The 23,223-nt window shown below is 45.5% G+C and carries 21 protein-coding genes; 8 read left to right on the top strand and 13 right to left on the bottom strand.

Features of this window, described 5'->3' with window-relative positions; all coding sequences use genetic code 11:
- Window positions 1–37: 37 nt before the first annotated feature.
- From NFI81_RS15615 to gcvT, 3 genes are read right to left on the bottom strand one after another with little or no spacing between them, the layout of a single operon-like run.
- Window positions 38–2,050 (bottom strand): hypothetical protein, encoded by a 2,013-nt coding sequence (locus NFI81_RS15615; protein WP_234611518.1) that lies wholly within the window; start codon window positions 2,048–2,050, stop codon window positions 38–40.
- 23 nt (window positions 2,051–2,073) lie between these two features.
- On the bottom strand, window positions 2,074–2,784 hold the full coding sequence (locus tag NFI81_RS15610) for a 2-phosphosulfolactate phosphatase (protein ID WP_234611519.1): 711 nt from the start codon (window positions 2,782–2,784) through the stop codon (window positions 2,074–2,076).
- Between the two features lie 40 nt (window positions 2,785–2,824).
- On the bottom strand, window positions 2,825–3,907 hold the full coding sequence (gene gcvT, locus NFI81_RS15605; RefSeq protein ID WP_234611520.1) for a glycine cleavage system aminomethyltransferase GcvT: 1,083 nt from the start codon (window positions 3,905–3,907) through the stop codon (window positions 2,825–2,827).
- 159 nt (window positions 3,908–4,066) lie between these two features.
- Between gcvT and NFI81_RS15600 the strand changes: the two genes are divergently transcribed.
- The gene (locus NFI81_RS15600; protein WP_234611521.1) at window positions 4,067–5,236 is read left to right on the top strand and encodes an FG-GAP and VCBS repeat-containing protein; all 1,170 of its coding nucleotides are present in this window, start codon (window positions 4,067–4,069) and stop codon (window positions 5,234–5,236) included.
- Window positions 5,237–5,301: 65 nt separating this feature from the next.
- Here NFI81_RS15600 and NFI81_RS15595 read toward each other — a convergent pair whose 3' ends face one another.
- The 4 genes from NFI81_RS15595 to panD all read right to left on the bottom strand — a co-directional run bounded on the left by NFI81_RS15595 (window position 5,302) and on the right by panD (window position 7,983).
- Window positions 5,302–5,982, bottom strand: coding sequence for a zinc metallopeptidase (locus tag NFI81_RS15595; RefSeq protein WP_234611522.1), 681 nt, complete (start codon window positions 5,980–5,982; stop codon window positions 5,302–5,304).
- Window positions 5,983–5,989: 7 nt separating this feature from the next.
- Window positions 5,990–6,478 (bottom strand): D-glycero-beta-D-manno-heptose 1-phosphate adenylyltransferase, encoded by a 489-nt coding sequence (gene rfaE2 / locus NFI81_RS15590; RefSeq protein ID WP_234611523.1) that lies wholly within the window; start codon window positions 6,476–6,478, stop codon window positions 5,990–5,992.
- Between the two features lie 81 nt (window positions 6,479–6,559).
- On the bottom strand, window positions 6,560–7,591 hold the full coding sequence (locus NFI81_RS15585) for a lysylphosphatidylglycerol synthase transmembrane domain-containing protein (protein WP_234611524.1): 1,032 nt from the start codon (window positions 7,589–7,591) through the stop codon (window positions 6,560–6,562).
- 41 nt (window positions 7,592–7,632) lie between these two features.
- Complete coding sequence (gene panD / locus NFI81_RS15580; RefSeq protein ID WP_026630553.1) at window positions 7,633–7,983, bottom strand: aspartate 1-decarboxylase; 351 nt, start codon at window positions 7,981–7,983, stop codon at window positions 7,633–7,635.
- 190 nt (window positions 7,984–8,173) lie between these two features.
- On the opposite strand from panD, the gene NFI81_RS15575 reads away from it, so the two are divergent.
- Window positions 8,174–9,652: a Gfo/Idh/MocA family protein gene (locus tag NFI81_RS15575; protein WP_234611525.1), complete on the top strand. Its 1,479-nt coding sequence runs from the start codon at window positions 8,174–8,176 to the stop codon at window positions 9,650–9,652.
- Between the two features lie 99 nt (window positions 9,653–9,751).
- On the opposite strand, the gene panC is transcribed toward NFI81_RS15575, so the two are convergent.
- Entirely contained in the window at window positions 9,752–10,594 is an 843-nt protein-coding gene (gene panC / locus NFI81_RS15570; protein WP_234611526.1) for a pantoate--beta-alanine ligase, read from the bottom strand.
- 207 nt (window positions 10,595–10,801) lie between these two features.
- Between panC and NFI81_RS15565 the strand changes: the two genes are divergently transcribed.
- From NFI81_RS15565 to NFI81_RS15550, 4 genes are all read left to right on the top strand, one after another.
- Window positions 10,802–11,608 (top strand): glycogen/starch synthase, encoded by an 807-nt coding sequence (locus NFI81_RS15565; protein ID WP_234611527.1) that lies wholly within the window; start codon window positions 10,802–10,804, stop codon window positions 11,606–11,608.
- Window positions 11,609–11,831: 223 nt separating this feature from the next.
- Window positions 11,832–13,670, top strand: a complete 1,839-nt coding sequence (glmS, locus tag NFI81_RS15560; protein WP_234611528.1) for a glutamine--fructose-6-phosphate transaminase (isomerizing) — start codon at window positions 11,832–11,834, stop codon at window positions 13,668–13,670.
- A 138-nt stretch (window positions 13,671–13,808) separates the two neighbouring features.
- On the top strand, window positions 13,809–14,393 hold the full coding sequence (gene gldD, locus NFI81_RS15555) for a gliding motility lipoprotein GldD (protein ID WP_234611529.1): 585 nt from the start codon (window positions 13,809–13,811) through the stop codon (window positions 14,391–14,393).
- 72 nt (window positions 14,394–14,465) lie between these two features.
- Window positions 14,466–15,182 carry a hypothetical protein gene (locus tag NFI81_RS15550; RefSeq protein ID WP_234611530.1) on the top strand — a complete coding sequence of 239 codons (717 nt, stop codon included), beginning with the start codon at window positions 14,466–14,468 and terminating at the stop codon, window positions 15,180–15,182.
- 4 nt (window positions 15,183–15,186) lie between these two features.
- Here the strand turns inward: NFI81_RS15550 and NFI81_RS15545 are convergent, their stop codons facing one another.
- On the bottom strand, window positions 15,187–15,981 hold the full coding sequence (locus tag NFI81_RS15545; protein WP_234611531.1) for an SDR family NAD(P)-dependent oxidoreductase: 795 nt from the start codon (window positions 15,979–15,981) through the stop codon (window positions 15,187–15,189).
- A 42-nt stretch (window positions 15,982–16,023) separates the two neighbouring features.
- Window positions 16,024–17,742: an IlvD/Edd family dehydratase gene (locus NFI81_RS15540; protein ID WP_234611532.1), complete on the bottom strand. Its 1,719-nt coding sequence runs from the start codon at window positions 17,740–17,742 to the stop codon at window positions 16,024–16,026.
- A 151-nt stretch (window positions 17,743–17,893) separates the two neighbouring features.
- Between NFI81_RS15540 and NFI81_RS15535 the strand changes: the two genes are divergently transcribed.
- Window positions 17,894–19,108 (top strand): serine hydrolase, encoded by a 1,215-nt coding sequence (locus tag NFI81_RS15535; RefSeq protein ID WP_234611533.1) that lies wholly within the window; start codon window positions 17,894–17,896, stop codon window positions 19,106–19,108.
- Between the two features lie 2 nt (window positions 19,109–19,110).
- Here NFI81_RS15535 and NFI81_RS15530 read toward each other — a convergent pair whose 3' ends face one another.
- Window positions 19,111–19,503: a MerC domain-containing protein gene (locus tag NFI81_RS15530; RefSeq protein WP_234611534.1), complete on the bottom strand. Its 393-nt coding sequence runs from the start codon at window positions 19,501–19,503 to the stop codon at window positions 19,111–19,113.
- A gap of 194 nt (window positions 19,504–19,697) precedes the next feature.
- On the opposite strand from NFI81_RS15530, the gene NFI81_RS15525 reads away from it, so the two are divergent.
- Window positions 19,698–20,108, top strand: coding sequence for a Fur family transcriptional regulator (locus NFI81_RS15525; protein WP_234611535.1), 411 nt, complete (start codon window positions 19,698–19,700; stop codon window positions 20,106–20,108).
- Window positions 20,109–20,110: 2 nt separating this feature from the next.
- Here NFI81_RS15525 and NFI81_RS15520 read toward each other — a convergent pair whose 3' ends face one another.
- Together NFI81_RS15520 and NFI81_RS15515 are read right to left on the bottom strand one after the other, a co-directional pair.
- The gene (locus NFI81_RS15520) at window positions 20,111–20,659 is read right to left on the bottom strand and encodes a hypothetical protein (protein WP_234611536.1); all 549 of its coding nucleotides are present in this window, start codon (window positions 20,657–20,659) and stop codon (window positions 20,111–20,113) included.
- A 42-nt stretch (window positions 20,660–20,701) separates the two neighbouring features.
- The gene (locus NFI81_RS15515) at window positions 20,702–23,023 is read right to left on the bottom strand and encodes a TonB-dependent receptor (RefSeq protein ID WP_234611537.1); all 2,322 of its coding nucleotides are present in this window, start codon (window positions 23,021–23,023) and stop codon (window positions 20,702–20,704) included.
- Window positions 23,024–23,223: the final 200 nt, after the last annotated feature.

Genomic DNA, 23,223 nt, shown 5'->3' with positions numbered 1-23,223 from the left:
CACTTCCTTTTGCGGCGATAAGCTGCCTTTTTGCGTTTTAATTGGAAACCGTAACTACTGCCGAACCTTTTCCTGTTCCCGTGCCGCAACCGCTCTTCAGTGAACTGATCGTGTATTCTGTGGTCGTAGCCGGTGAAACGGAGATCAGGTATGGATTCAGGAATGTTCCGTTGATGGCGGTTCCATCCGATAATGTGAATGACCAGGGCGGTAATCCGTTCTTGAATTTCAGCTGAATGCGCGTCGTCCTTCCGGCGGTTATAGTGCCTTTGCCGGATACTTCTCCCGAAGCCTTGTCCGGTGCAATCACATCCAGTTCTTCAATGGCGCTTGAAACGGCCGGAGACGAAGAAATGATCCGTATTTTTTGTGTCCGGATGGTGTCGCCCTGCGCCGCATTGTTGATTTTTACTTTCATTGCGGTAGGTGTTACCGTCGTCGGCAAGCTCACAAACCGTCCCGATTTATCCGTGATTTGAACAGAGAATTTGTTATTAGGGTTATAACGCCCTTCTGTCTTGTAGGGTATTTCAATGGTCGAGCCAGCACAAACCATGTTTTGAGGCAGTTTTTCCAATGTTATGCTCGCGGGTGGACTCTTAACAGAAACTTTTGCGGCTCCTGAAAATTTGCCCACACCACACAAGCCTCCTGCGGAAGTGATCTGATAATTCGTGTCAAAAACTGGTTTAACCTTCATTTTGTAGGGCGATTCCTGAATGTTATTTTCATAGGTTCCGTCAGAAAGCAACACAAACCAAGGCCCGCCGCCGGTAAATTTCACTGTCAGTTCACCTGTTTCATTTTCACCCAATCTTAAAGAATCCCTTTGCAAAGTCGCAACAGTAGGCGAAACAATGGTAATGTTCGTCGTTTGGCTTACCAGATAAGGCGCAGAAGAAACTACGCGCAATTTGTATTCGCCGGGTTTGTAATTTGTTGGAATTTGCGTCGTAATGTAGCCCGTTGTATCGGGTGTTGAGATGGTTTTAAAAGCACCGGTCCGTTCCGCGATTTGTACAACGAATTTGTTTCCATCCTTATATTTCCCTGTTGCGTTGAACGGAACCTGAAATGGGATGCCGCTGCAAAGTTTCGCGATTTTCTCCACTTCCTTTAATTCCAGTTTCGGTTCGGGATTGTTATTAACATTCACAATGGCTTCTCCCGAAACAGCTCCGCTGCCGCAGGCATTGGCAACGCCCATTAATTTATAAGCTTTTACATCTTTCGGTTTCACAGTCAGATAATGCGGATTGGACAATGTTTGATAAACCACTGTGCTATCCGACATCAGGAAAGACCAGGGCCCTGCTCCCGTAAAATTCACTTTCAAATTAACATCCTGCCCCGGCATAATGCGCACAGATTGCGTTCCGTCGATCACCTCGAGCCTTGCGCTGGCATTTTGTAACAAGCGGATCGGCACTTCCTGGCTCCGTACAACCGGAACCGAAGCTACAATTTGTATCCGGTAAACTTCGCCACCTATTTTATAAGAAGGAATGACAGCCTTAACCGGACTTTTGCTGACTGGCAATGATATAGGAACTGATTTTCCGTTTGCATCAATCAGTTGCGCAATGAATGTGTTGCCCTCATCGTAGGGGCCAACTGTTTTAAAAGGAATGTTAATGGTCGTTCCCGGGCAAACGGACAAGTAAGAAATATCGTCAATAATAATTTTAAAGGACTTTACGCTGTCAGCGGCCGGTTCGGTTTTGGCGAGCCGCTCTTCGGCTTCTTTTTCCGTGAGCGTGTCCGAGGAAATTTCAATGTTGCTGCTGTCCGGAGTTATAATCGTGTCCCGGACGGCGTCACGCACAGCGGTTGCTGTATCTGCAGTGGGTGTTGCTACCGGTGCTGCCTGTGTTGCCTGAGGAGTTGCAATAGAGTCTGGGGTAGGCGTAACAGCTGGCTTGGGGGCTGCCGTAGCTTTTTTCTTTGGAGCAAGAATTTGTCTTTTAGGTGAACTTGTTCTTCGCTGGGCATTGGCCTGATTTGAAAAAATCATTAACCCACAAAAAATGATAAAGACGAATCTGAACATGTAAGAATTGTTAGTTTTTTAACTTAATGCATTGCAACCAAGGTGCTTCCGCGTAAAACGGGAACAATGTCATACAGATCTCTCTGAAGACAATAAGATATATCTTTCTGGATTCCCAAACGTTGTAACCTGCGTACGTGAGATGAATTGGAAACGCTCGCCAGCAAATTGTCGCGGCTCTGGTCATATAGCCGCTGCGCCATTAAAGTGCCGTCTTCCAAAAGCATAAACTCGTCTTTCAATGCGTCCGCAAGTGCACCTGCGAAAAGCGTGTCTTCCAGGTTGGGCCTGCCTTTCCAGCCAGCACAAAGCACCAGAATGTCATAAGGTTCCGAACGTAAATGATTTGCTAATGCACCCAGGTTCAGGAATGATCCGATCATTACTTTTACGGCTGAGGCTTTCGCTTTGGAAATGGATAACGTTCCATTGGTGGTTGTCATTGCAATCTGTGAGCCGATCAGCCGCTCATTCATATAGCTGAAAGGCGAATTGTCCAGATCAAAGCCTTCCACTTTCCGTGCATCGCGTTCCGCAGCAGCGATGAAACCCTTGTCCTGTAAAAATTTACATTCTTCAACACTTGCAACTGGCGTAATGCTTTTCACACCATAAGCGAGGCCGGTAACCATGCACGAAGTAGCCCTGAAAACATCCGCTACGACTACAATTGAATTATTCAGTTTGTGTAAATGAAGCAGGTCGGGTGTAAGGCAAACATCAAGTTGTTTCATATAATGCAATCGATTCTGTGGAGTGGTTTTGGGAAGATGATTAGTTTTTTACAAAAGGAAGTTTAACAACTTTTGCCTTCAATAATTTGTCGCGGACCTTTACAAAAATTTCCGTCTCGGGTTTGGCAAATGCAGTTGGCACATAACCCATGCCAATTCCTTTTTGCAATGTGGGCGATTGTGTGCCCGAAGTCACTTCTCCCAATTTGGTGCCGGTTTCATCGCACAGCTCATAATGTCCGCGCGGGATTCCTCTGTCGATCATTTCAAAACCAACCAGTTTCTTCTCCAAACCAGCTTCTTTCTGTTCTTTTAGTTCTTTCGCGTCGATGAAGTCTTTTGTAAATTTGGTAACCCAACCTAAGCCGGCTTCCAGTGGCGATGTGTTGTCATCAATGTCATTTCCGTATAAACAAAAGCCTTTTTCAAGTCTTAATGTGTCGCGTGCGCCTAATCCCACAGGTTTTATGCCAAATTCGGCGCCGGCTTCAAATATGGCTTTCCACATTTTAACTGCGTCTGCATTTTTGACATATATTTCAAATCCACCTGCGCCGGTGTAACCTGTTGCTGAAATTATTACATCCGAAATCTCAGCCATTTCGCCAATCTTGAATGTATAATAATCCATCGCTCCCAGATCAACCGAGGTCAGCTTTTGTAATGTGGGTGTTGCATTAGGGCCCTGCACTGCAAAAAGGCATAGTTCGTCGGAAATATTTTCCATTGAGACGCCCTCTGCATTGTGGCTTTGGATCCAGTTCCAGTCCTTATCTATGTTGGATGCATTCACAACCAAAAAATATTCGTCTTCTTTTATTCTGTAAACCAGCAGATCATCCACAACGCCGCCTTGTCCGTTGGGCAGGTAACTGTACTGGACTTTTCCGTCAAACAAAGCCGAGGCATCATTCGAAGTAACCTTTTGAATCAGATCAAGTGCTTTCGGGCCTTTAACGCTGAATTCCCCCATGTGAGAGACGTCAAAAACGCCTACATTATTTCTTACAGTGTGGTGTTCATCCAGATCCGAGGAATAGCGTACAGGCATTTCAAAACCTGCAAATGGGACCATTTTGGCGCCCAGATCAATATGGACCTGATGTAAAGGGACGGTTTTCATGAATGGTAAATTGGTTCACAATAATTTACAAAAGTAGGTAAAGCCGATCAAAGCCACACAAAAAAGTCTTTTTTCAAATGCTGCTGTGCACTTTTTGAAGTATATTGTGAAAAAATATGCTTAAATAATTAGGGAGATAAATGCCCTGAAACAGAGATTATGAACAGAAAATTATTACTTTTTACCCTTTCACTGATTGCAGCAAAAACGGTTGCCCAAACCGCGACTTTTGTTGGGGAAGTTATTGATGACAAGATCAGCATCGGCTATGGCGTTACGTCCGGTGATGTGGATGGGGACGGAAAGCTGGATATTTTACTGGCAGATAAAAAGGAAATTGTCTGGTATAAAAACCCAGGAAAAAAAGCTGACAAATGGACGCGTTACGTAATTGCAAGGGATCTGACCGAGCAGGATAATGTATGCATAGCAGCCCGGGATATTGACGGGGATGGGAAAGTGGAAGTGGCGGTAGGGGCACAATGGAACCCATCGGAAACCAAGAATTTGAAGCAATCCGGTGCAGTGTATTATCTGTCTGCCCCAAATGACCGCACCCAGCTTTGGGAGCCGGTTCGTTTACATCATGAGGTTACGATCCATCGAATGCAGTGGGTGAAAAAAGCAGATGGTGGTTTTCAGCTCGCTGTACTTCCGTTGCACGGCGAAGGCAATTCGGGTGGAGAAGGCGCCGGTGTAAAACTGATTGTTTTCGATGTTCCTGAGAAGAAAACGGGGATTTGGGGTTATGAATTGGTGGAAACCGGCATGCACATGACGCACAATTTGCAGCCCATGGAAGTGCCCGGCAGAATGCTCGGACTGGCAGTGGCAGGGAAAGAAGGTGTTCAGGTTTTCTTGAATGGTGCAGATGGATGGGCGCCATCGGGGACTTGGATGGTGCCGGGAACCGGAGTAGGGGAGATCAGAACGGGAAGTTTGGGCAAAAACCAATTATTCACAGCCACGATCGAGCCTATGCACGGCACGAGTCTGGTGGTTTACTCAAAAGATAACAGAACGGTTCTGACCGATAAAATAAAGGAGGGTCACGCGCTGGTATGCGCGGATTTCTTCGGACAAGGCCGCGATCAGGTGGTGATGGGATGGCGTAATCCTAATGTAACCGGAGAAACAGGCGTCAGAATTTATGTAGGATCAGATCCGGAAGGCAAAAAGTGGCAGGAGTACGCGCTGGACGAAAAAATCAAGATCGCATGTGAAGATATTGCGGCAGCAGATTTGGACGGAGACGGCGACCTGGACATTCTAGCATCGGGACGTTCGACGCATAATGTGGTGGTGTATTGGAATCAGAAGAAGAAATAGAAAAGGGCTGAGAAACCTAATTTCTCAGCCCTTTCGCCTGTTAGCTTGTCAGGACAAACGCTTTGTTAATCCCTTCTTCCCATCAGCAAGCTTACGTAATAAAGCAATGTTGCTAATGAACCGATTGCAGCTACCAAGTATGTCCGGGCAGCCCATTTAAGAGCGTCCGCAGACATTGCATATTCCCGCTCATTCACAATCCTGTTTTTCTGGATCCAGGCAAGCGCTCTGTTACTAGCGTCGTACTCAACAGGAAGTGTTATAAAACTGAACAATGTTGTTGCTGCAAATAATGCTACACCCACCATTAGAGGAATCGGCGTTGTGTTCAACAAGACAATTCCACCTAAAATAATCCACTGCATGTAGGATGATGCGATGCTCAAAAAGGGCACCAGTTGCGACCTTAATTGTAACCATTTATACGCTGTTGCGTGTTGCACCGCGTGACCGCATTCGTGGGAAGCCACAGCCGCAGCCGATACGCTTCGTCCATGATACACATCGGGGCTCAGGTTAACTGTCTTATCCTGAGGGTTGTAGTGGTCAGTAAGCCGTCCTTCGACAGATAAAACCCTTACATCGTATATTCCGCTTTCACGAAGCATGGTTTCCGCGATTTCTTTACCGCTCATGCCATTGCTTAGCCCAACTTGCGAATATTCTTCAAATTTACGTTTGAGACGCCATTGCACATAAAGGCTAATAAGCATCACCAAAATACCAATTACATATGCACCAGCCATATTTGTGTTAGTTATATCCTTGTTTTATTTTCTCAATCAGCGCGGTAGTCGAGTAACCCTGCACGAGAGCGATCGTTTTTACCTCACCTCCTTTACCTAAAACAAAATCCGCGCCAGCAATAGTTTCAACGGTATAATCGTCTCCTTTGACCAAAATGTCAGGCTTTACAGCTTCAATCAACTGACTAGGCGTCGGTTCGTCGAACAAAATGACAGCATCAATGAAAGAAAGGGCTGCCATCAATCTGGCTCTTGCATACTCATTCACAACCGGGCGCAATGGTCCTTTGAGGCGGCTTACCGAGGCATCTGTATTTAAACCCAGTACAAGCCTGTCTCCCAATGCGCGCGCTTTTTCCAGGTAATCAATGTGGCCAAGGTGAACAATGTCGAAGCAGCCATTTGTAAAAACTACTTTCTGGCCGGCACGCTGCCAGTCTTCCACGGTTGAAACGGCTTCTTCTAGTCTTAAAATCTTGCTTTCGGTAAGGCTCATCGGATCAGCTGAATAGGATTTGGGTAATGATAATACGGTATCATACGCAGTTTTGATATGACCGGACTATAAAAACAACAATTAATTTTCGATAGGGACCTGACTATTTTCGGCGACCGATTTTTTGTTTTGTACTAAAACGTATAGAAAGGCAAGTGCGCCGATGATCAGCATAAAAATCATTTGGGCACCATGAATGAACGTAGCCAGCGTAATGCCATCATTTTGGGATAAACCATACAAAATCATTACGTTACCAACAAGTAAATGATACGCGCCAATTCCGCCTTGCGTTGGTGCTGTCATGCCAATCGCGCCTACAACTAACAATGTCAAGCCAGCCAATGGTCCCAGATTAGACGTTTCAGGAATGCAGAAAAACAGCACATAGGAAACCAAATAATATAAAATCCAAATGCCAACTGTGCTTAAGATAAATAGACCCGGGCTCTTCAATTTACGAATACTTAAAAATCCATCCAGCATGCCCTTCCCAAACGTTACGATCTTTTCAGCAAAAGCGTTTTTTAGGATTTTTTGTCTTAGCGCAGCATTTTTATAAACGAAGTACGCGCCAATGACACCAAGAAGCAGAAAAGCAGTAAGTATACCTAACAGCGTCGCGGCCGAATCCCCCTGTCCGCCTGGAACTTTACTTTGAAAAAAATCGGTGAAAAACTTGCTGAGGCGGTCAAATTCGAGAATAAAATTCAAGCCGATCATGATCAACAAAATCAGCACGTCGAATATACGTTCAGCGACAACCGTTCCGAAACTGAGGTTTACGGGGATGCGTTCCAGTCTGTATAATGTTCCGCAACGGGTAACTTCGCCCATTCTTGGCACAATATAATTGGCAAAATAACCGGTTAAAACAGAAATGGAGCTGTTAAAAAGTCCAGGTTTGTGGCCGAGCGGTTCCATCAACATTCCCCAGCGCCATGCTCTTGTAATGTGAGCACCGAGTAATAAAAGACATGACAGCGCAATCCATCGCCAGTCTGATTTGGCAAACCTGTCGAGCATTTCTGCGAAGTTGATGTCCTTAAACACAAACCAGATCAGGCCGCCTGCCAGCGCAAGCGATATAATATAACGTAAAGCGCTTTTCATAGCTGTTTAAAAGATTTTGCGAACCTGTAAAGAAAGGAAGTTTAGACCACAAGATGGTTATTATGATCCGGAAAGACGACCATCGGCTTGAATGTCCTAGCCTCTTCCTGGCTCATGGAGCCGTATGCAATGATGATGATAATGTCGCCGATCTGAACCCTTCTGGCGGCCGCTCCATTCAGACAGATCATTCCTGAGCCTCTTTCGCCTTTGATCACATAGGTTACAAAGCGTTCCCCGTTATTGTTATTGACAATGTGAACTTGTTCATTTTCAACCAGTCCGGCGGCATCTATCAAGTCTTCGTCGATCGTAATGCTGCCTACGTAATTCAACTCCGCCTGAGTCACCTTAACCCGGTGAATCTTCGATTTCATTAGTGTTATTTGCATTACCAGGTAATGTAAGTCGGGAATTTATTAATGCTTATTCACCCCAAAGTTAAGGGAATAATATACAGCCTTCAAAACATCGCCGTTATGGTTACGGTTCCCGCCCGTAATTCGGGTGGCTGCAAGTAATTATCATGACAAGTATGCTTTAAACAATATTATCCACTTTATCTTTTCACTATCAAATCAGATGCGTTCAGAAAATAACCCAAAAGATGTAAAGCGCCGGGAGTTTTTGCAAAAAACGACGGCAGCAGCGATTGGAAGTTTCTTTATTGTCCCACGTCATGTGCTGGGCAAAGGCTTCGTAGCACCGAGTGATAAACTAAATATTGCAGGAATAGGGGTTGGCGGAAAAGGATTTTCAGATACAAACAATGCATGGAATAAAGGCGCAGAAAATCTTGTAGCATTATGCGACGTGGATTGGGGACAGGCTCAGGTCAAAAAGAATTTTGAGCTGCATCCCGACGCGAAGAAATACAAGGATTTCAGGAAGATGTTTGATGAAATGGAAAAGGACATTGATGCCGTGACCGTTTCAACAACAGACCATATGCATGCCATTATTGCAATGGCCGCTATGCAGCGCGGCAAGCACGTATATGTGCAAAAGCCATTGACGCACGACATTTACGAAGCGCGTATGCTTACGGAAGCAGCGCGTAAATACAAAGTAGTAACCCAAATGGGAAACCAGGGTGCTTCAAACCCTGCGCAAACCCAGATGAAAGAATGGTTTAGCAAAGGCCTGATCGGCAATGTTCATGAGGCGCACGTTTGGACAAACCGTCCGGTTTGGCCGCAAGGAATACCCGTTCCGACAGGCAAGCACGAAGTTCCTGCCGACCTTGATTGGGAACTTTGGGTAGGTTCTGCCGAATGGGTTGATTATAACCCGGCATGGCATCCATTCAAATGGAGAGGCTGGTGGAATTTCGGAACGGGTGCATTGGGCGACATGGGTTGCCACCTGATCGACCCGGCTTTCCGTACATTGGGACTGGGTTATCCAACCGAGCTCGAATGCAGCGTTGGCCAGGTGTTTATTAAAGACTGGACCGCAGAATACATTCCCGAGGGCTGCCCGCCATCGTCACGCGTCCAATTGAAATTCCCGGCAAATAAGATCAACAAATCCGAAGTGACGTTAACCTGGCACGACGGCGGTTTGCGTCCATTCCATCCAGACATTATTCCTGCAAACGATCCGCTGGGAGAGCCGGATAGCAGCAATGGTGTGTTATTAATCGGGGAAAAAGGCGTTATGACTTGCGGAACATATGGAATTACGCCAAAACTCTATCTGAACGACGGTACGAAGCTGGAATACAAGCAAGGTGATTTTGGAAACAAATACACACCGATGACAGAATTCGGCCACCACGTTTCCTGGACAGACGCTTGCAAAGCAGGTTTTAACAGCAAAGAGCACAAAGCGTTAACATCATCATTCGATTACGCAGGTCCATTGACAGAGACTGTCATCATGGGTAATCTCGGAATCCGCAGCTACAACCTGCGCACAGCAAAAGCAGACGGCAAAGGATTCGATTATCCTGGACGTAAGAAGTTGCTTTGGGATGGTAACAATATGAAGATTACAAACTTCGACGAGGCGAACCAGTTTGTGAAGAGGAAATACAGAGGAGACTGGAAGTTATCTTAAGGGTTGTAGGGCGTTAACCCTATCCTGTCATGCTGAGCGTAGTCGAAGCACGTTACCAAGGAGTAGCGTGCCTTCGACTACGCTCAGCATGACAAGTCATTAAAACACAACATTATCAATCAACCGCACCGGCCCTAAAAACGCCGCTACACAGATTGCATTCGTCCCAGCTATTCCGATTGCGGAAATGGGCTGCAATGTTTTTACGTCGGCTACTTCAAAATAGTCAAGCGTAAATTCCGGGATAATGTTGAATGCATGGGTTGCCATTGCAGCGACTTCGTTTATATCCTTACCTGCTTTCAAGTCCTTTTTTGACTCTTCCAAAATCCTGTAAATATGCGGTGCAATGTTGCGCTCGGCCTCATTAAGCCTGCGGTTGCGCGATGACATTGCCAGACCATCGGTCTCTCTGATGGTTGGGCAGACGATGAGTTCGAGATTAAATGCCAGATCAGCGACCAGTCTTTTTATGATAGAAACTTGCTGCAAATCCTTTTGACCAAAATAGGCGCGGTGTGGCGAAACAATGTGAAAGAGCTTGGAAACGACAATCCCTACTCCATTAAAATGTCCTGGCCGGGAAGCGCCTTCCATTACACTTTCCAGCAAGCCGAAATTAATTAGTAAGGAAGACTTTTCAGGATACATTTCTTCCACGGAAGGCGCGAAAACGGCTGTGCAGCCGGCCCGTTCGAGCATGGCGCAGTCTTCTTCCATGGTACGCGGATATTTCAGCAGATCTTCCGGGTTATTGAACTGCGTCGGATTGACGAAAATACTGGCAACAGTAACGTCGTTCTCTTTAATCGATGCATCAACGAGCGAAATGTGGCCTTCGTGCAAGGCGCCCATTGTGGGGATCAGGCCGATTGTCTTTTGCTGTAAGAGTTGTTGGTCGAGGAAACTACGAAGGCCTTTGATTGAAGTAAATACTTCCATTGAAAAAGTGAAATCAGAGGGAGTAATCAAACCATGAATGTTGCTTTTAAATAATAAGTGAGGCAACTGACAGGCGATGAAAATTATTTGGAATGGGAAATCCCAAACTGAGCGCAATATTACATTTAGTTTGGAATATTTTTTGATTTTGCCATTTTTTTTGTATAATTTTGCAAAACTTTTTTTCACAAACTGCTAAAAGGATCTATGGAGAAACTACGAATTTTATATGTAGCCAGTGAAATCAATCCCTTCCTCCAAACCACCGATGTTGCCGATTACGTAAGAAAACTTCCTCAGGCAATGCAGGAGCGAGGTGCCGAAATCAGAATTCTCGTGCCCCGCTTTGGTCTTATCAATGAACGCAAAAACAGGCTTCATGAAGTAGTTCGACTGTCAGGTATAAACATTACCGTGGGAGATGAAGAAAAGCCATTGATCATAAAAGTTGCTTCCATTCCGAATGCCAAGCTACAAGTGTATTTTATAGACAATGACGATTATTTTCACCGCAAATCGGTGTTCTTCGATAAGGAGAATAACTTTTACGATGACAATGACGAGCGTGCCATTTTCTTCTGCAAAGGTGTATTGGAAACCGTAAAAAAATTGGGTTGGGCGCCGGATGTAGTGCATTGCAACGACTGGATGACAGCCTTGATTCCATTGTATTTGAAAACCACTTATCGCAACGATCCCATGTTCAAGGATACGAAAAGTGTGTTTACGGTACATAACAATGCTTTTGACTACAAATTTGACGCCGATTTACACAACAAAGCAAAAGCAATGGATGTTAGCGATGAAGCTTTGGCTCATTTGCGCTCCAATGACTTTGAAGGATTCGTTAAAATCGGTTGTGCATATGCGGACGCAGTTTTGAAAGCGGACGAACATTGCAGCGAAAGCCTTAATCAAATCTTTAACAATGCGCCAAAACGTGTTGAACTGGATGAGCAGGATGAGAAATTCTCGGAATCCTATTACAATCTTTATACAGATTTGATGAACTGATTCAGATCATATTCACTGAAAACGATGGCGACCATAACGGTCGCCATTTTTTTGTGCCTAACCCTAAAATCCTTTCTAACAATATATCACCCGCGTGTTCGAGCACTCCCGGATAATTGGATAATTTTTAGTAATTAATTAGAAGATAGCTTGTTAAGCATTCCTGATTGCTATTTATTTGCACCGTATCATTTAACATACACTCAAACTTAATCTTTAAAATATGTGTGGAATTGTAGCTTATGTGGGAAGCAGAGAGGCTTATCCTTTAATTGTGAAAGGTCTGAAAAGGCTTGAATACCGGGGATATGACAGTTCGGGAATTGCTTTGCTGGAAAATGAGAAGTTGGATATTTATAAGAAAAAAGGCAAAGTATCCGACCTCGAAAGCGAGCTGGCTTCTAAACATTTAACCGCCACGATTGGCATCGGGCACACCCGCTGGGCAACACACGGCGAACCTAATGATGTAAACGCACATCCACATTATTCCAACAATCGCAGGCTTTCTATCATTCACAACGGGATTATAGAAAATTACGCTTCGATTAAACAGAATCTGGTTACAAAAGGTCACAAATTTCTGAGTGATACGGACACAGAGGTTCTCATTCATTTTATAGAAGATATTCAGCAGGAAACCGGCGGCTCGCTCGAATCAGCGGTAAAACTCGCGCTGAAAGAAGTAGTAGGCGCTTACGCGATCGTCGTGATGTCATTGGATCATCCCGGTCAGCTGATCGCAGCGCGCAAAGGAAGTCCATTGGTGATCGGCATTGGAGAAGATGAATTTTTCTTCGCATCTGATGCAACGCCCATCATTGAATACACCAAAGATGTGGTCTATCTCGATGATTATGAGGTTGCAGTGATCAGTGAAGGGCGGTTGAGCATACAAAATCTCGACAATACCGAAACAATCCCTTATATCCAGAAACTGGAAATGGAGCTGGAAACCATCGAAAAAGGTGGTTACGACCATTTCATGATCAAAGAGATTTTTGAACAGCCGCGCTCCATCGCAGATAGTATGCGCGGAAGGTTGCGTGCGGACGACGCACATTTGCAACTGGGCGGACTAAGCAATTATCTCGACAAACTGGCAGAATCCGAGAGGATCGTAATAGTAGGTTGTGGCACTTCCTGGCATGCTGGCCTTGTGGCAGAATATCTGTTCGAAGAACTTGCCCGGGTTAATGTTGAGGTCGAATACGCATCGGAGTTCCGTTACAGAAACCCGGTTATCAATGAAAAAGACGTTGTTATCGCCATTTCACAGTCGGGCGAAACGGCTGATACGTTGGCCGCTATCGAGCTGGCTAAGTCTAAAGGTGCGACGATATTCGGCGTTTGCAATGTTGTGGGCTCTTCCATTGCACGTGCAACGCATGCAGGCGCATATACGCATGCGGGTCCTGAGATCGGGGTTGCGAGTACAAAGGCATTCACGGCGCAGGTTACTGTGCTCACATTAATCGCCATCGCAACCGCGAAACGGAAAGGCACTATTTCCGAAGAAACTTATCGTCAGTTATTGATTGAGCTCGAAACGATTCCGGCGAAGGTTGAAAAGGTGTTCGAGAATGCGGATAAAATCAAAGAGATTGCATTTATTTTCACCTATGCACGCAACTTTATTTACCTGGGAAGAGGGCTGAACTTCCCGGTTGCGCTGGAAGGAGCGCTCAAATTAAAGGAGATTTCTTACATCCACGCAGAAGGTTATCCGGCCGCGGAAATGAAGCACGGACCTATTGCATTGATCGATGAGGATATGCCAGTGGTTTTCCTGGCAACCAAAGACGGTTCTTACGAGAAGATCGTCTCCAACATTCAGGAGGTGAAAGCGCGGAAGGGGCGGGTTATAGCCATTGTTACTGAGGGCGATACGCTTATTCCTGGCATGGTTGACTTTGTGATCGAGGTTCCAAGGGTTCATGAATTGCTTACGCCGCTTGTTTCGGTGATCCCGCTGCAGTTATTGTCTTATTATATTGCCGTTATGCGCGGCAGAAATGTAGATCAGCCGCGAAATCTTGCGAAATCAGTGACGGTTGAGTAGCATTTGATTGATCATTCCAAAAAGCGAAGTTGTCTTACGGGCAATTTCGCTTTTTGTTTTACACAACCTGAGCAGGAAATAATGTAAAATTGTTTTCGTTAAGTTTGCGCGTCCAGTTTCTCCAAAGACATTATTTCAATGCTAAAAAAAATACTGCTTTTCTCTGTCATTTGCACTGTATTGACATCATGTAATAAAAAAGAAGAGCGTTATGTGCCCAGGCCGAAAGGATTTAATCGCGTGGATCTGCCGCCACACGCTTATCAGAAATTGACCCAATCGCATCCCTACACTTTCGAGATTTCCAAATATGCCGAAGCTTTACCCGACACTTTTCGGACGGCAGGTAAGGACTGGATTTTTATCAATTATCCTCAGTTTAAGGCCAACATTCAAATCACTTACAAGGAAATTGGCAATAATCCTGCCCTGCTGAAATCCTACATTGATGACTCCTATAAGCTCGCCAGTAAGCATCAAATCCGGGCTTCTGCCATTCAGGAGCAGCGGGTTTTGAGTAAAACCGGTAAAACAGCCATTCTTTTCAAGATTGAGGGCGATGTGCCAAGCCCGTATCAATTTTACACCACGGACAGCACAAAGCACTTCATGCGCGGCGCTATTTACTTCCCGACTGCCACAAAAAATGATTCGCTGGCGCCTGTCATTGATTATCTGCAAAAGGATATGATCCAGCTTTTGAACACATTGAACTGGAGATAAAAAGCCGAAAGGTTTTGCTGCGGAATGCGCAAGGCTGTATCTTTGAAGTTCTGACCTCAACTTCCAAACACTATGGGTAAAAAGCAACCAAAGAACCAGCTACTTCTCGATTTCTCGGTACGCGGCCACCGGATCGTCCTGCATCTTGGTCAAGTGGAAAGTCAGCGCCTGGCTGACCAGCTTTTTGAAGGATTAGTGAATGGAGATTGGATGATCGAACCTGCCGGCGAGGTTGCCGACATTTCCTATGCACAGGATATCGTTCATCAGATCGGTCATAAATTGCCTTATCCTGAGGGAATTAAGATTGCTCAGCTTCATAATGTTGATCCGGCATTTAAAGGGTTTTCAGCAATATTCCGCCAAAAGGGATGGGTGTTTGTCAATGCGGCCTCCGAGATCAATGAGCGTAATTATCACATTCATTTACTGACGGTGTCATTAGGCTTGCAAACATTATACGCCAATACAATGTCGCTTGCTGCGCGTTCGGAGCAATTGATATTTGACGCGTTGCTGCCTTTTGAAGATGTGGAAAGCTTTTTCAGGAATGACATTTCCAAAATACCCGGTTTTCTTGCTTCCGATATTGCCAATTTCTTCAAAGTGCCATTTCCTATGTTGCTAAAAAGGGCGCTGGCGCTCAAAATCATCAGCGACGAACAATATCGCACATTTATGACGGTTGTTCCCGTCGCTTCTTCCAAGCCACGCGAACTTTTTGTTTCCAAGGACGGAAACATTGACGACCTGGAAGCCCAGCTGTTTTCCCAGGGAATGGAAGACTGATTTTCTACTTTTTTACATGCAGATTGCTTAGGTCGGGCAAGGGACTTACAGAAGTCCAGCCGCCGTCCACCACAAGGCTTTGCCCTGTAATGTGCCCTGAATGCGGCGAGAGAAGGAATAATGCGGCATTAGCAATGTCTTCACAAATCGCCGGACGGCCCATCGGCGTAATTGCAGACCACATTTTGGGATAGGTCGGATCTTCTGCTAATGTTCTCTCGGTAAGCGTTGCTCCCGGTGCAACCGTGTTAATAGTAATGCCATGTGGGGACAGTTCCAGTACGAGATTTTTGGCCAACATTTCCAACCCCGCTTTTGTCATCGCATACGCAGCTAAGAACTGGTGTGCCTGATGTCCCACAACTGACGACATCAGCAATATTCTGCCTCCCGTTTTTTGTGTGCGCATTTGACGCGAAGCCGCTTGTGTCAGTAAGAAAGATCCCATCAGATTTACTTCGAGGACCTTTCTTAAATTCTCCTCGGGATAGGTAAAAAAGTCTCCAAAAAGCGTAATGCCGGCATTGGCAACCACAATGGATAGTTTTCCAAAACATTTGACCGCTTCCTCCACCATTCCTTCTATGACTTCAAGCTTCGAGGCATCGCCGGCAAATGCAACACATTCTCCTTCCGAATCGCGGATTTTTTTTGCAGCCTCTTTCGCAAGATCCTCATCAAAGTCGTTAAGGATCACGCAAGCGCCCTGCGATGCAAGTTGTTTGGCTATCACAAACCCAATTCCTTGTCCTGCACCTGTTACAATTGCTACTTGATTATCAAATAATTGGCTGCCCATTATAATATTGTTATGGCAAACAGGCCGATAAACGGCCCATTTTTAATGCGAATCTCTCGTTACTTTATCCCCTGATCTTCCTTTTAGAAAATCAAGATCTGCACCCTCGTGCGCTTGCATCACATGGTTGATATGCAGGTTTACATAGCCCCTGTTATAGCCCAAATTAAGTGGTTTCCACGATTTGCTGCGCTCATCCAGCTCTTCATCAGACACTTCCAGGTGGAGTTTCCGGTTTTCCACGTCGAGTACAATGTAATCGCCGTCCCTCACCAAAGCGAGCGTTCCACCCACAGCTGCTTCCGGTGAAATATGCAAAACAACCGTTCCAAATCCCGTTCCGCTCATACGGCCATCGGAAATCCGAACCATATCGATCACGCCTTGTGCCAGTAATTTTTTTGGCAAGGACATATTTCCAACTTCCGGCATCCCCGGATAACCTTTAGGTCCCACGTTTTTAAGGACCAAAACGCTGTTTTCATCCACATCCAGGTCCGGATCGTCCAGGCGCGCTTTGTAATCATCAATATCTTCAAACACAATGGCCCGCCCGCGATGCTGCATCAGTTCCGGTTTTAATGATGCGGATGGTTTGATAACCGCTCCGTTAACGCAGAGGTTACCACGTACAACGGCCAGCCCGGTAAGGTCTTTAACCGGCTCTGCCAGCGTCCCGATCACTTCCGGGTCGAAGCATTCAGCTGTGCTGCAATTTTCGGCCATTGTTTTACCATTGGCTGTGATCACATTCGGATGCAATAGTGAGAGCATTTCCTTGATCACGACAGGTAATCCGCCGGCATAATAGAAATCCTCCATGAAATAACCACCGGAAGGCTGCAAATTGAGCAGTAAGGGGACTTTTGCACAAAGGTCATTGAAATGATCCAGCGAAAGGTCGACGCCGATTCTTCCCGCAATGGCCAGAAGGTGTATTACAAAATTTGTTGAGCCGCCAATTGCTGCATTCAGCATAATCGCGTTCTCAAAAGCTTCTTTTGTCAATATCTGAGAAAGGCGCAGATCTTCGTGCACCATCTGTACAATTCTGCGTCCTGACAGTTGCGCGAGCACTTTTCTCCGCGAATCCGCAGCTGGAATCGCCGCATTTTCAGGCAATGTCAAGCCCAGCGACTCGACCATACAGGCCATTGTGGAGGCAGTTCCCATCACCGCGCAATGGCCGTTGCTGCGGCACATGCAAGCTTCGGCCGTAGCAAACTCGTCCTGAGAGAGATCGCCTTTACGGTGCAGCTCACTGAAACGCCAGATATCGCTGGTGCCAATGCTTTTGCCTCTGTAACGGCCGGTCAGCATGGGTCCGCCTGAGACTACGATGGTGGGAATGTCAACGCTGGCAGCGCCCATGACAAGCGATGGCGTGGTTTTGTCGCAGCCACACAGCAGCACAACGCCGTCAACCGGGTTTGCGCGGATCGACTCTTCCACATCCATACTCGCCAGATTACGGAAAAGCATGGCTGTGGGCTTCATCAATGTTTCGCCCAGGGACATGACCGGGAATTCCAGCGGAAAGCCACCAGCTTCCCAGACACCGCGTTTAACCGATTCCGCTAACTCCCGAAAATGACCATTACAAGGCGTTAATTCAGAAAATGTATTGCAAATACCGATCACAGGTCGTCCTTCAAACTCATCTGCAGGATAGCCTTGGTTTTTCATCCAGGCCCTGTATATAAATCCATCCTTGCCCGACTTCCCGAACCAGCCGCGGCTGCGCAATTTATTTTCTTCCATTATTTCGCCATTGTTTACATTCAAATAAGTAAAGGCCGTTATCAGTAAAATATAATTCCGTTAACCCTTTAAAATAAATATTGTATCTTCGTTTTACACGTGCCCGGGGATTTCCATGATTTTGTTTAGAGGTTATAAATTGTTGCTACACTTGCTTTTATCATTGGTTGCATTGCCTTCTTCAGCACAATTTCAGGCCGATCATTTTATTGAAAAACTACTAAAAAAGCACCCGGAAAGGTTCGCCGAAATCCTCAAAAACCCCGACAAATATCAGATCCAGATTCTGTATACGAAGATTGACAGAAACCGCAAGAACGAGCCGCATTTTACAACTCACCGCTATCATGTCAACAATGCGCAATATTTTTACCCCGCAAGCACCGTAAAGCTTCCCGCCGTTGCACTGGCATTTGAAAAACTGAATAAGCTGGGCATCGACAAGAACACGCCAATGTTTACTGGCGCAGACAGGCCTGAGCAAACCTCAGTAAAATCAGATTCCACAGCAGAAGCCGGCCTTCCTTCCGTAGCACATTATGCTAAAAAGATCCTGCTGGTGAGTGATAACGATGCATTTAACAGGTTATACGAGTTTATAGGGCAGGAAGAATTCAATGATTCCCTGCACAAAAAAGGCTTTACGAATGTGAGGATCACGCACAGGCTGGAATCACCCTTAGGACCTGAAAATAACCGATATACCAATCCAATCCGGTTTGAGAAAGACGGGAAAGTGATTTTAGAACAACCTGCGAAGTATGCGGCAAAAGAGCTGAAATCGCCGGAGCCTATTCTAAAAGGTAAGGGTTATATGAAAGGGGATGAACTGGTCAATGAACCTTTTGATTTTTCGAGCAAAAATTACTTTGCACTGGAAGACCAGCACCGGTTGCTGAAAACATTGTTTTTTCCAGATCAAATGCCTGCAAGCCAGCGCTTTAATCTTACCCCGGAGGATTATCGGTTTATGTATCAGTATATGTCTCAATTTCCGGTCGAAACGAGTTTTCCTGAACATTACACGGACGATTACTATGATGGATATGCCAAATTCCTGCTTTTTGGCGCCACTAAAACGCGGTTACCAAGGCACATTCGCCTTTTTAATAAGGTTGGGGATGCTTACGGTTTTCTTCTGGACAATGCCTACATCGCCGATTTTGAAAAGGGAATTGAATTTATGCTGACGGCGGTTATTTATTGTAATGAAGACGAGATCTTTAACGACAATAAATATGATTATGAAACGGTTGGCTTTCCGTTTATGGCCGATTTAGGCAAGACCATTTTTGAATACGAATTGAGCCGAAAAAGGCCGAATAGGCCGGATTTAAGTCGGTTTGAAGTAGAATACGACAAGTAAAATCAGGAAACTTTCCACTTCATCTTCGGTGCGATCTGGCAAATGTACAGATTGACCAAATGCCCGATGATCAGCAAACCGGAGCCAATATAGCCCAACCAGGTGAAAATCGGATGCGCTGCTTCAAAGATCAGGGAAACAGAGAACAATGCTAGTGCCCCCCACAAAATAGTCCTTACTACCAACGATTTATGGTTCTTGGTTGCGTAAAACACGGCAATCCCGTTGATTACTATAAAAAGATAATCAAGTGAAACCAATCCTGCATGTTCGTGATGCGAGCCCAGGGTAGTGCCAAATGCCAATGCTGGCATGAGCAGGCAATGCACAATGCATAACACAGAACCCAGGATTCCGATATAATCTGCTTTGCTATGTGAGTGTTCCGCTTTCATCCTTTATACAATAATGTTGCAAAAATAAACCTAACCTTAATCAGTTGCAACAAAGTTGCACAATTATTTTTCACCCCGGTGTGCTTCCTTTTACGTGTTGACCAAATAGACTTTGAAATTGACGGCATTAGAACTTAACTTTGAAGGGAAGGGTTTTATAAAAAGAATAGAAAAAATATCAACTATTGGAAACAATGGATCAGTTAAGAGAAACATTGAAAGGGCATCACCTGAGAACAACCACATGCCGTGAAGATGTGCTTTCGACATTTATCAGTAAAAAAAATGCATTATCCCACGGTGATCTGGAAGGAGCGCTGGGCGAAAATTACGACCGCGTAACCATTTACCGCACGTTAAAAACCTTTCTTGAAAAAGGCATCATTCATAAAGTGCTGGACGACGAAGGCTTGCGCTACGCATTATGCTCGCACAACTGCTCAGAAGAAAAGCATCACCACGACCATATTCATTTCAAATGCAGTGAATGTGGAGAAACCAATTGTCTTGAGAATCTGCACATTCCTGCCGTTCAACTGCCAAAGGGTTATCAGCCTGAAAACTTCAATTTGCTGATCCAGGGAGTTTGCCCCAAGTGCAATTAATTTTACTGCACTTTTAAAGTAAATTCCAGACTTACATCGTCGCTGCCAGGGCTTGGCGTGCCATTTTTTGATTCCGGCTGATGACGCAGCTGCACCCTCAGTTTCCCCGTTCCCACCGCAGTTGTAACTGCTTTGCCCGTCAATCCGATCACGTAATTGTTAATGTCCTTATCCCCGTAAGTATAAGTCAGCAATGTGGATGGCGTAGGGGTGTAAACAAATAAATGCTCGTCCGATTCCTCTGCAACTTCTTCCGTAATGTTACTGGCAGGCGTTTTGCTTTCGTCCAGCAACTCGATCGCCAATGTGTAGGTTTTATTGGGCTTCAATGCGATGGTGTCAAACCGAGTAGGCGCATTTCCACCATCTCCGTCGGCATCTTTGTAAGAAAATGAGGTTGTGTTAGTCGTGCCTTCCTCGGTAAATTTCAATGTTACAGAAGTGATCAATTCATTTTCATCATCGATCTGGACATCATCTCCCGCGTCTTTACATTGCGTAAAAGACATGGCCACAGCCAAAAGTAACGTCCAGGAAATTCTGCGGGTCATTTTCATATTTAACGGATTTATGTAATTGAGTAAAAAATCATTTTAAGCGCCAAACTTCCATTTCAGGCGCAGCGAAATATTGCGGCCCATATCATCGGCATAATAGCGAAAGCGGTTCAGGTAATCGCGATAGGCAACATTGAATAGATTTTGGACAGCGATGCCCACTTCCAGCTGTTGTTTTTCGGAAAGATTGAATGTCGACCCCGCTTGCACATTCCACAGCGAATAGGCTTTGGGCGGCGCCAGAAAATCACTCGCCGGCGGCACACGCTTTTGCTGTGCTACGAACAGATTGCCAATTGAGAAATAGGCCTTATGCCACTTAGCGTCCTCCGGCAATTCATATTTGATCTGATTGTCGATCCGGTTGGAAGGGATCATAACCAGATAATTGTCATTCCGCTGGTCATACACGCGCAGATAACTCAGCTTGCTCGAAACTGTTGTGTATTTGACAATTTCCCAACTTGCAGAAAGATCAATTCCCTTAAAAGTCGCGTCCGTTTGCGTGTATTTAAAATAAGGAAATGCGCCGCGGACGGTCAATATAGGTTCAGGTTGTGGTTTGAGATAGATAAAATCCGAGATCATGTTATAGTAACCGCCTAGCTCGGCAGTAAACCTCGGGCTGGCATATTTGAGGCTGGCAATGGTGTTAAGCGCCTTTTCGGGCTGTAAAGTTGCATCGCCTTTTTCAAAAGCCGCAGCGCCATGATGCACGCCGTCGCTAAACAGTTCGCTTACATTAGGTGCACGCCATGCCGTTCCGAAATTCAGCCTCGCGGAAAATCTTTCCGAGAAATTTCTGGTTGCACCCAACGTCCCTGAAAAGTTGGAAAATTTGAAATCCTGGGACACTTTTTCCCGGTTCACAATCCTGAAAGACGTTAATGTGCGGTAATCGTAACGCACGCCCGCTTCCAGCTCCCAACCATTCTTTACATAGCGCTCCATCCAGAAAAATCCAATATTAAATTGGTTAAAGTTCGGGATCAGCGGCCGGCCGTCCATTAAGTTATATTGGTATAATGTGCTGATTCCAAGCTGGCCAGCCAGTTTTCCGGCAATAGGCTTATGGTCCCAGATCACATCGTTGGTTAATGTTGTGAGCTTAAAAGTCAGTTCGGGATGGTTCAGGGCCGCTATGGAATCGTTTCTGGGCCGATGTAAATCAAACTCATTCCGGTCATTCAATTGCCGCGCAATGGTCCATTGAAAACGGTTGCCATTTTGAAAATGATAATGTGTTTCGGCCTTCATGAGCTCATGGCTCACATTCTGATTCGGCCGGGCAATGTCATAACTGAACCCCGATTTCACGAACGGCTCACCATTTTCAATCACATTCAACAGATCCGTTACGCTGCCAATGTGTGAACCGGAAAATATGCCGATTTTGGTATCGAAACGACTGTAAAAGACATCAATTCCTAAACCCTTATTCCTGTAACCTGCTGCAAGCGAAAAATTCTTTTCACTGATTCCCGTATTATCCAGGAAATAACCCGGTGTTCTGATGTTTCCGCCTCTTTTCATCGTTCCCTGCGCTCTCCATCCAAAACCTTTGAAACCCTTAATGCCGCCTTGCAGAGTGCCCGACAAAACGCCTTGTCTGCCATTGGTAAAACCCACCGCATTCAATTCGCCGCTTAATGACTTATCAAAAGGAAGCTCTTCCGGCTCCACGAGAATAACGCCACCGATCGCATCGGAGCCATAACGCACGCCAGCCGCGCCTTTCACGACAGATAATCTTGTTGCTATAAAAGGGTCAATTTCGGGTGCGTGTTCGGATCCCCACTGCTGGCCCTCCTGGCGCACGCCATTGTTCATAATGAGAATTCTATTGCTATGCAGGCCGTGAATAACGGGTTTGGAGATCGATGAGCCGGTTTGTAGAGACGTTACGCCTGTAAATCCTTTCAAACTTTCGGCCAGATTTTGTCCACGGGTTTTTTCAAGATCGCTGCCGCTAATGGTCGACAATGGCTGAGAACTTGGCGCGTCGGTCCTGTGCGCGGTTATTTCCACATCTTTTAAATGTACTTCCTGTTCCAGCAGATTGAAGTTTTCTTCATGCCCTGCCGTTAAGTCCAGCTTTTCGCGAAAAGGGTTATAACCAATGATCCTGCATTCCAATGTATAAGCGCCGGGGCAGAGATTGCGCAGCTCATAACGTCCGTTTTCATCTGTAAAAACGCCGCTGTTCTGACCAACTATCAAAACGGTTGCGCCTACGATCGGCTGTCCGGTGTGCTGATCTTTAACCACTCCCTTCACAAAACAAGCGCAATCCGTCGTTTGGGCACGTGCGGTAAAGGAAGTAATTACAATAAGAAAACTGAAAACAATCCGGTTCATTGCCAGCACGATATGCCTGATAACAGAGGTTTGCGTAACATTAAGGTGTTACAATGTTGCAAAAGTATACTATCTGCAACTGTGTTGCAAATAAAAGCAGGAACAATTTCAGGATTTTAACAGCGATTTAATGGCTGAAATGTAAATTTGTAATTACAATTTACGCCTGCTGCTTTGTCTGATCTGCTTCTTGCTAAAAT

Source organism: Dyadobacter fanqingshengii, assembly GCF_023822005.2.
Classification (GTDB): Bacteria; Bacteroidota; Bacteroidia; order Cytophagales; family Spirosomataceae; genus Dyadobacter; species Dyadobacter fanqingshengii.
Note: the sequence above shows the minus strand (reverse complement) of the source record. Positions and strands in the feature narration are given on the sequence as shown.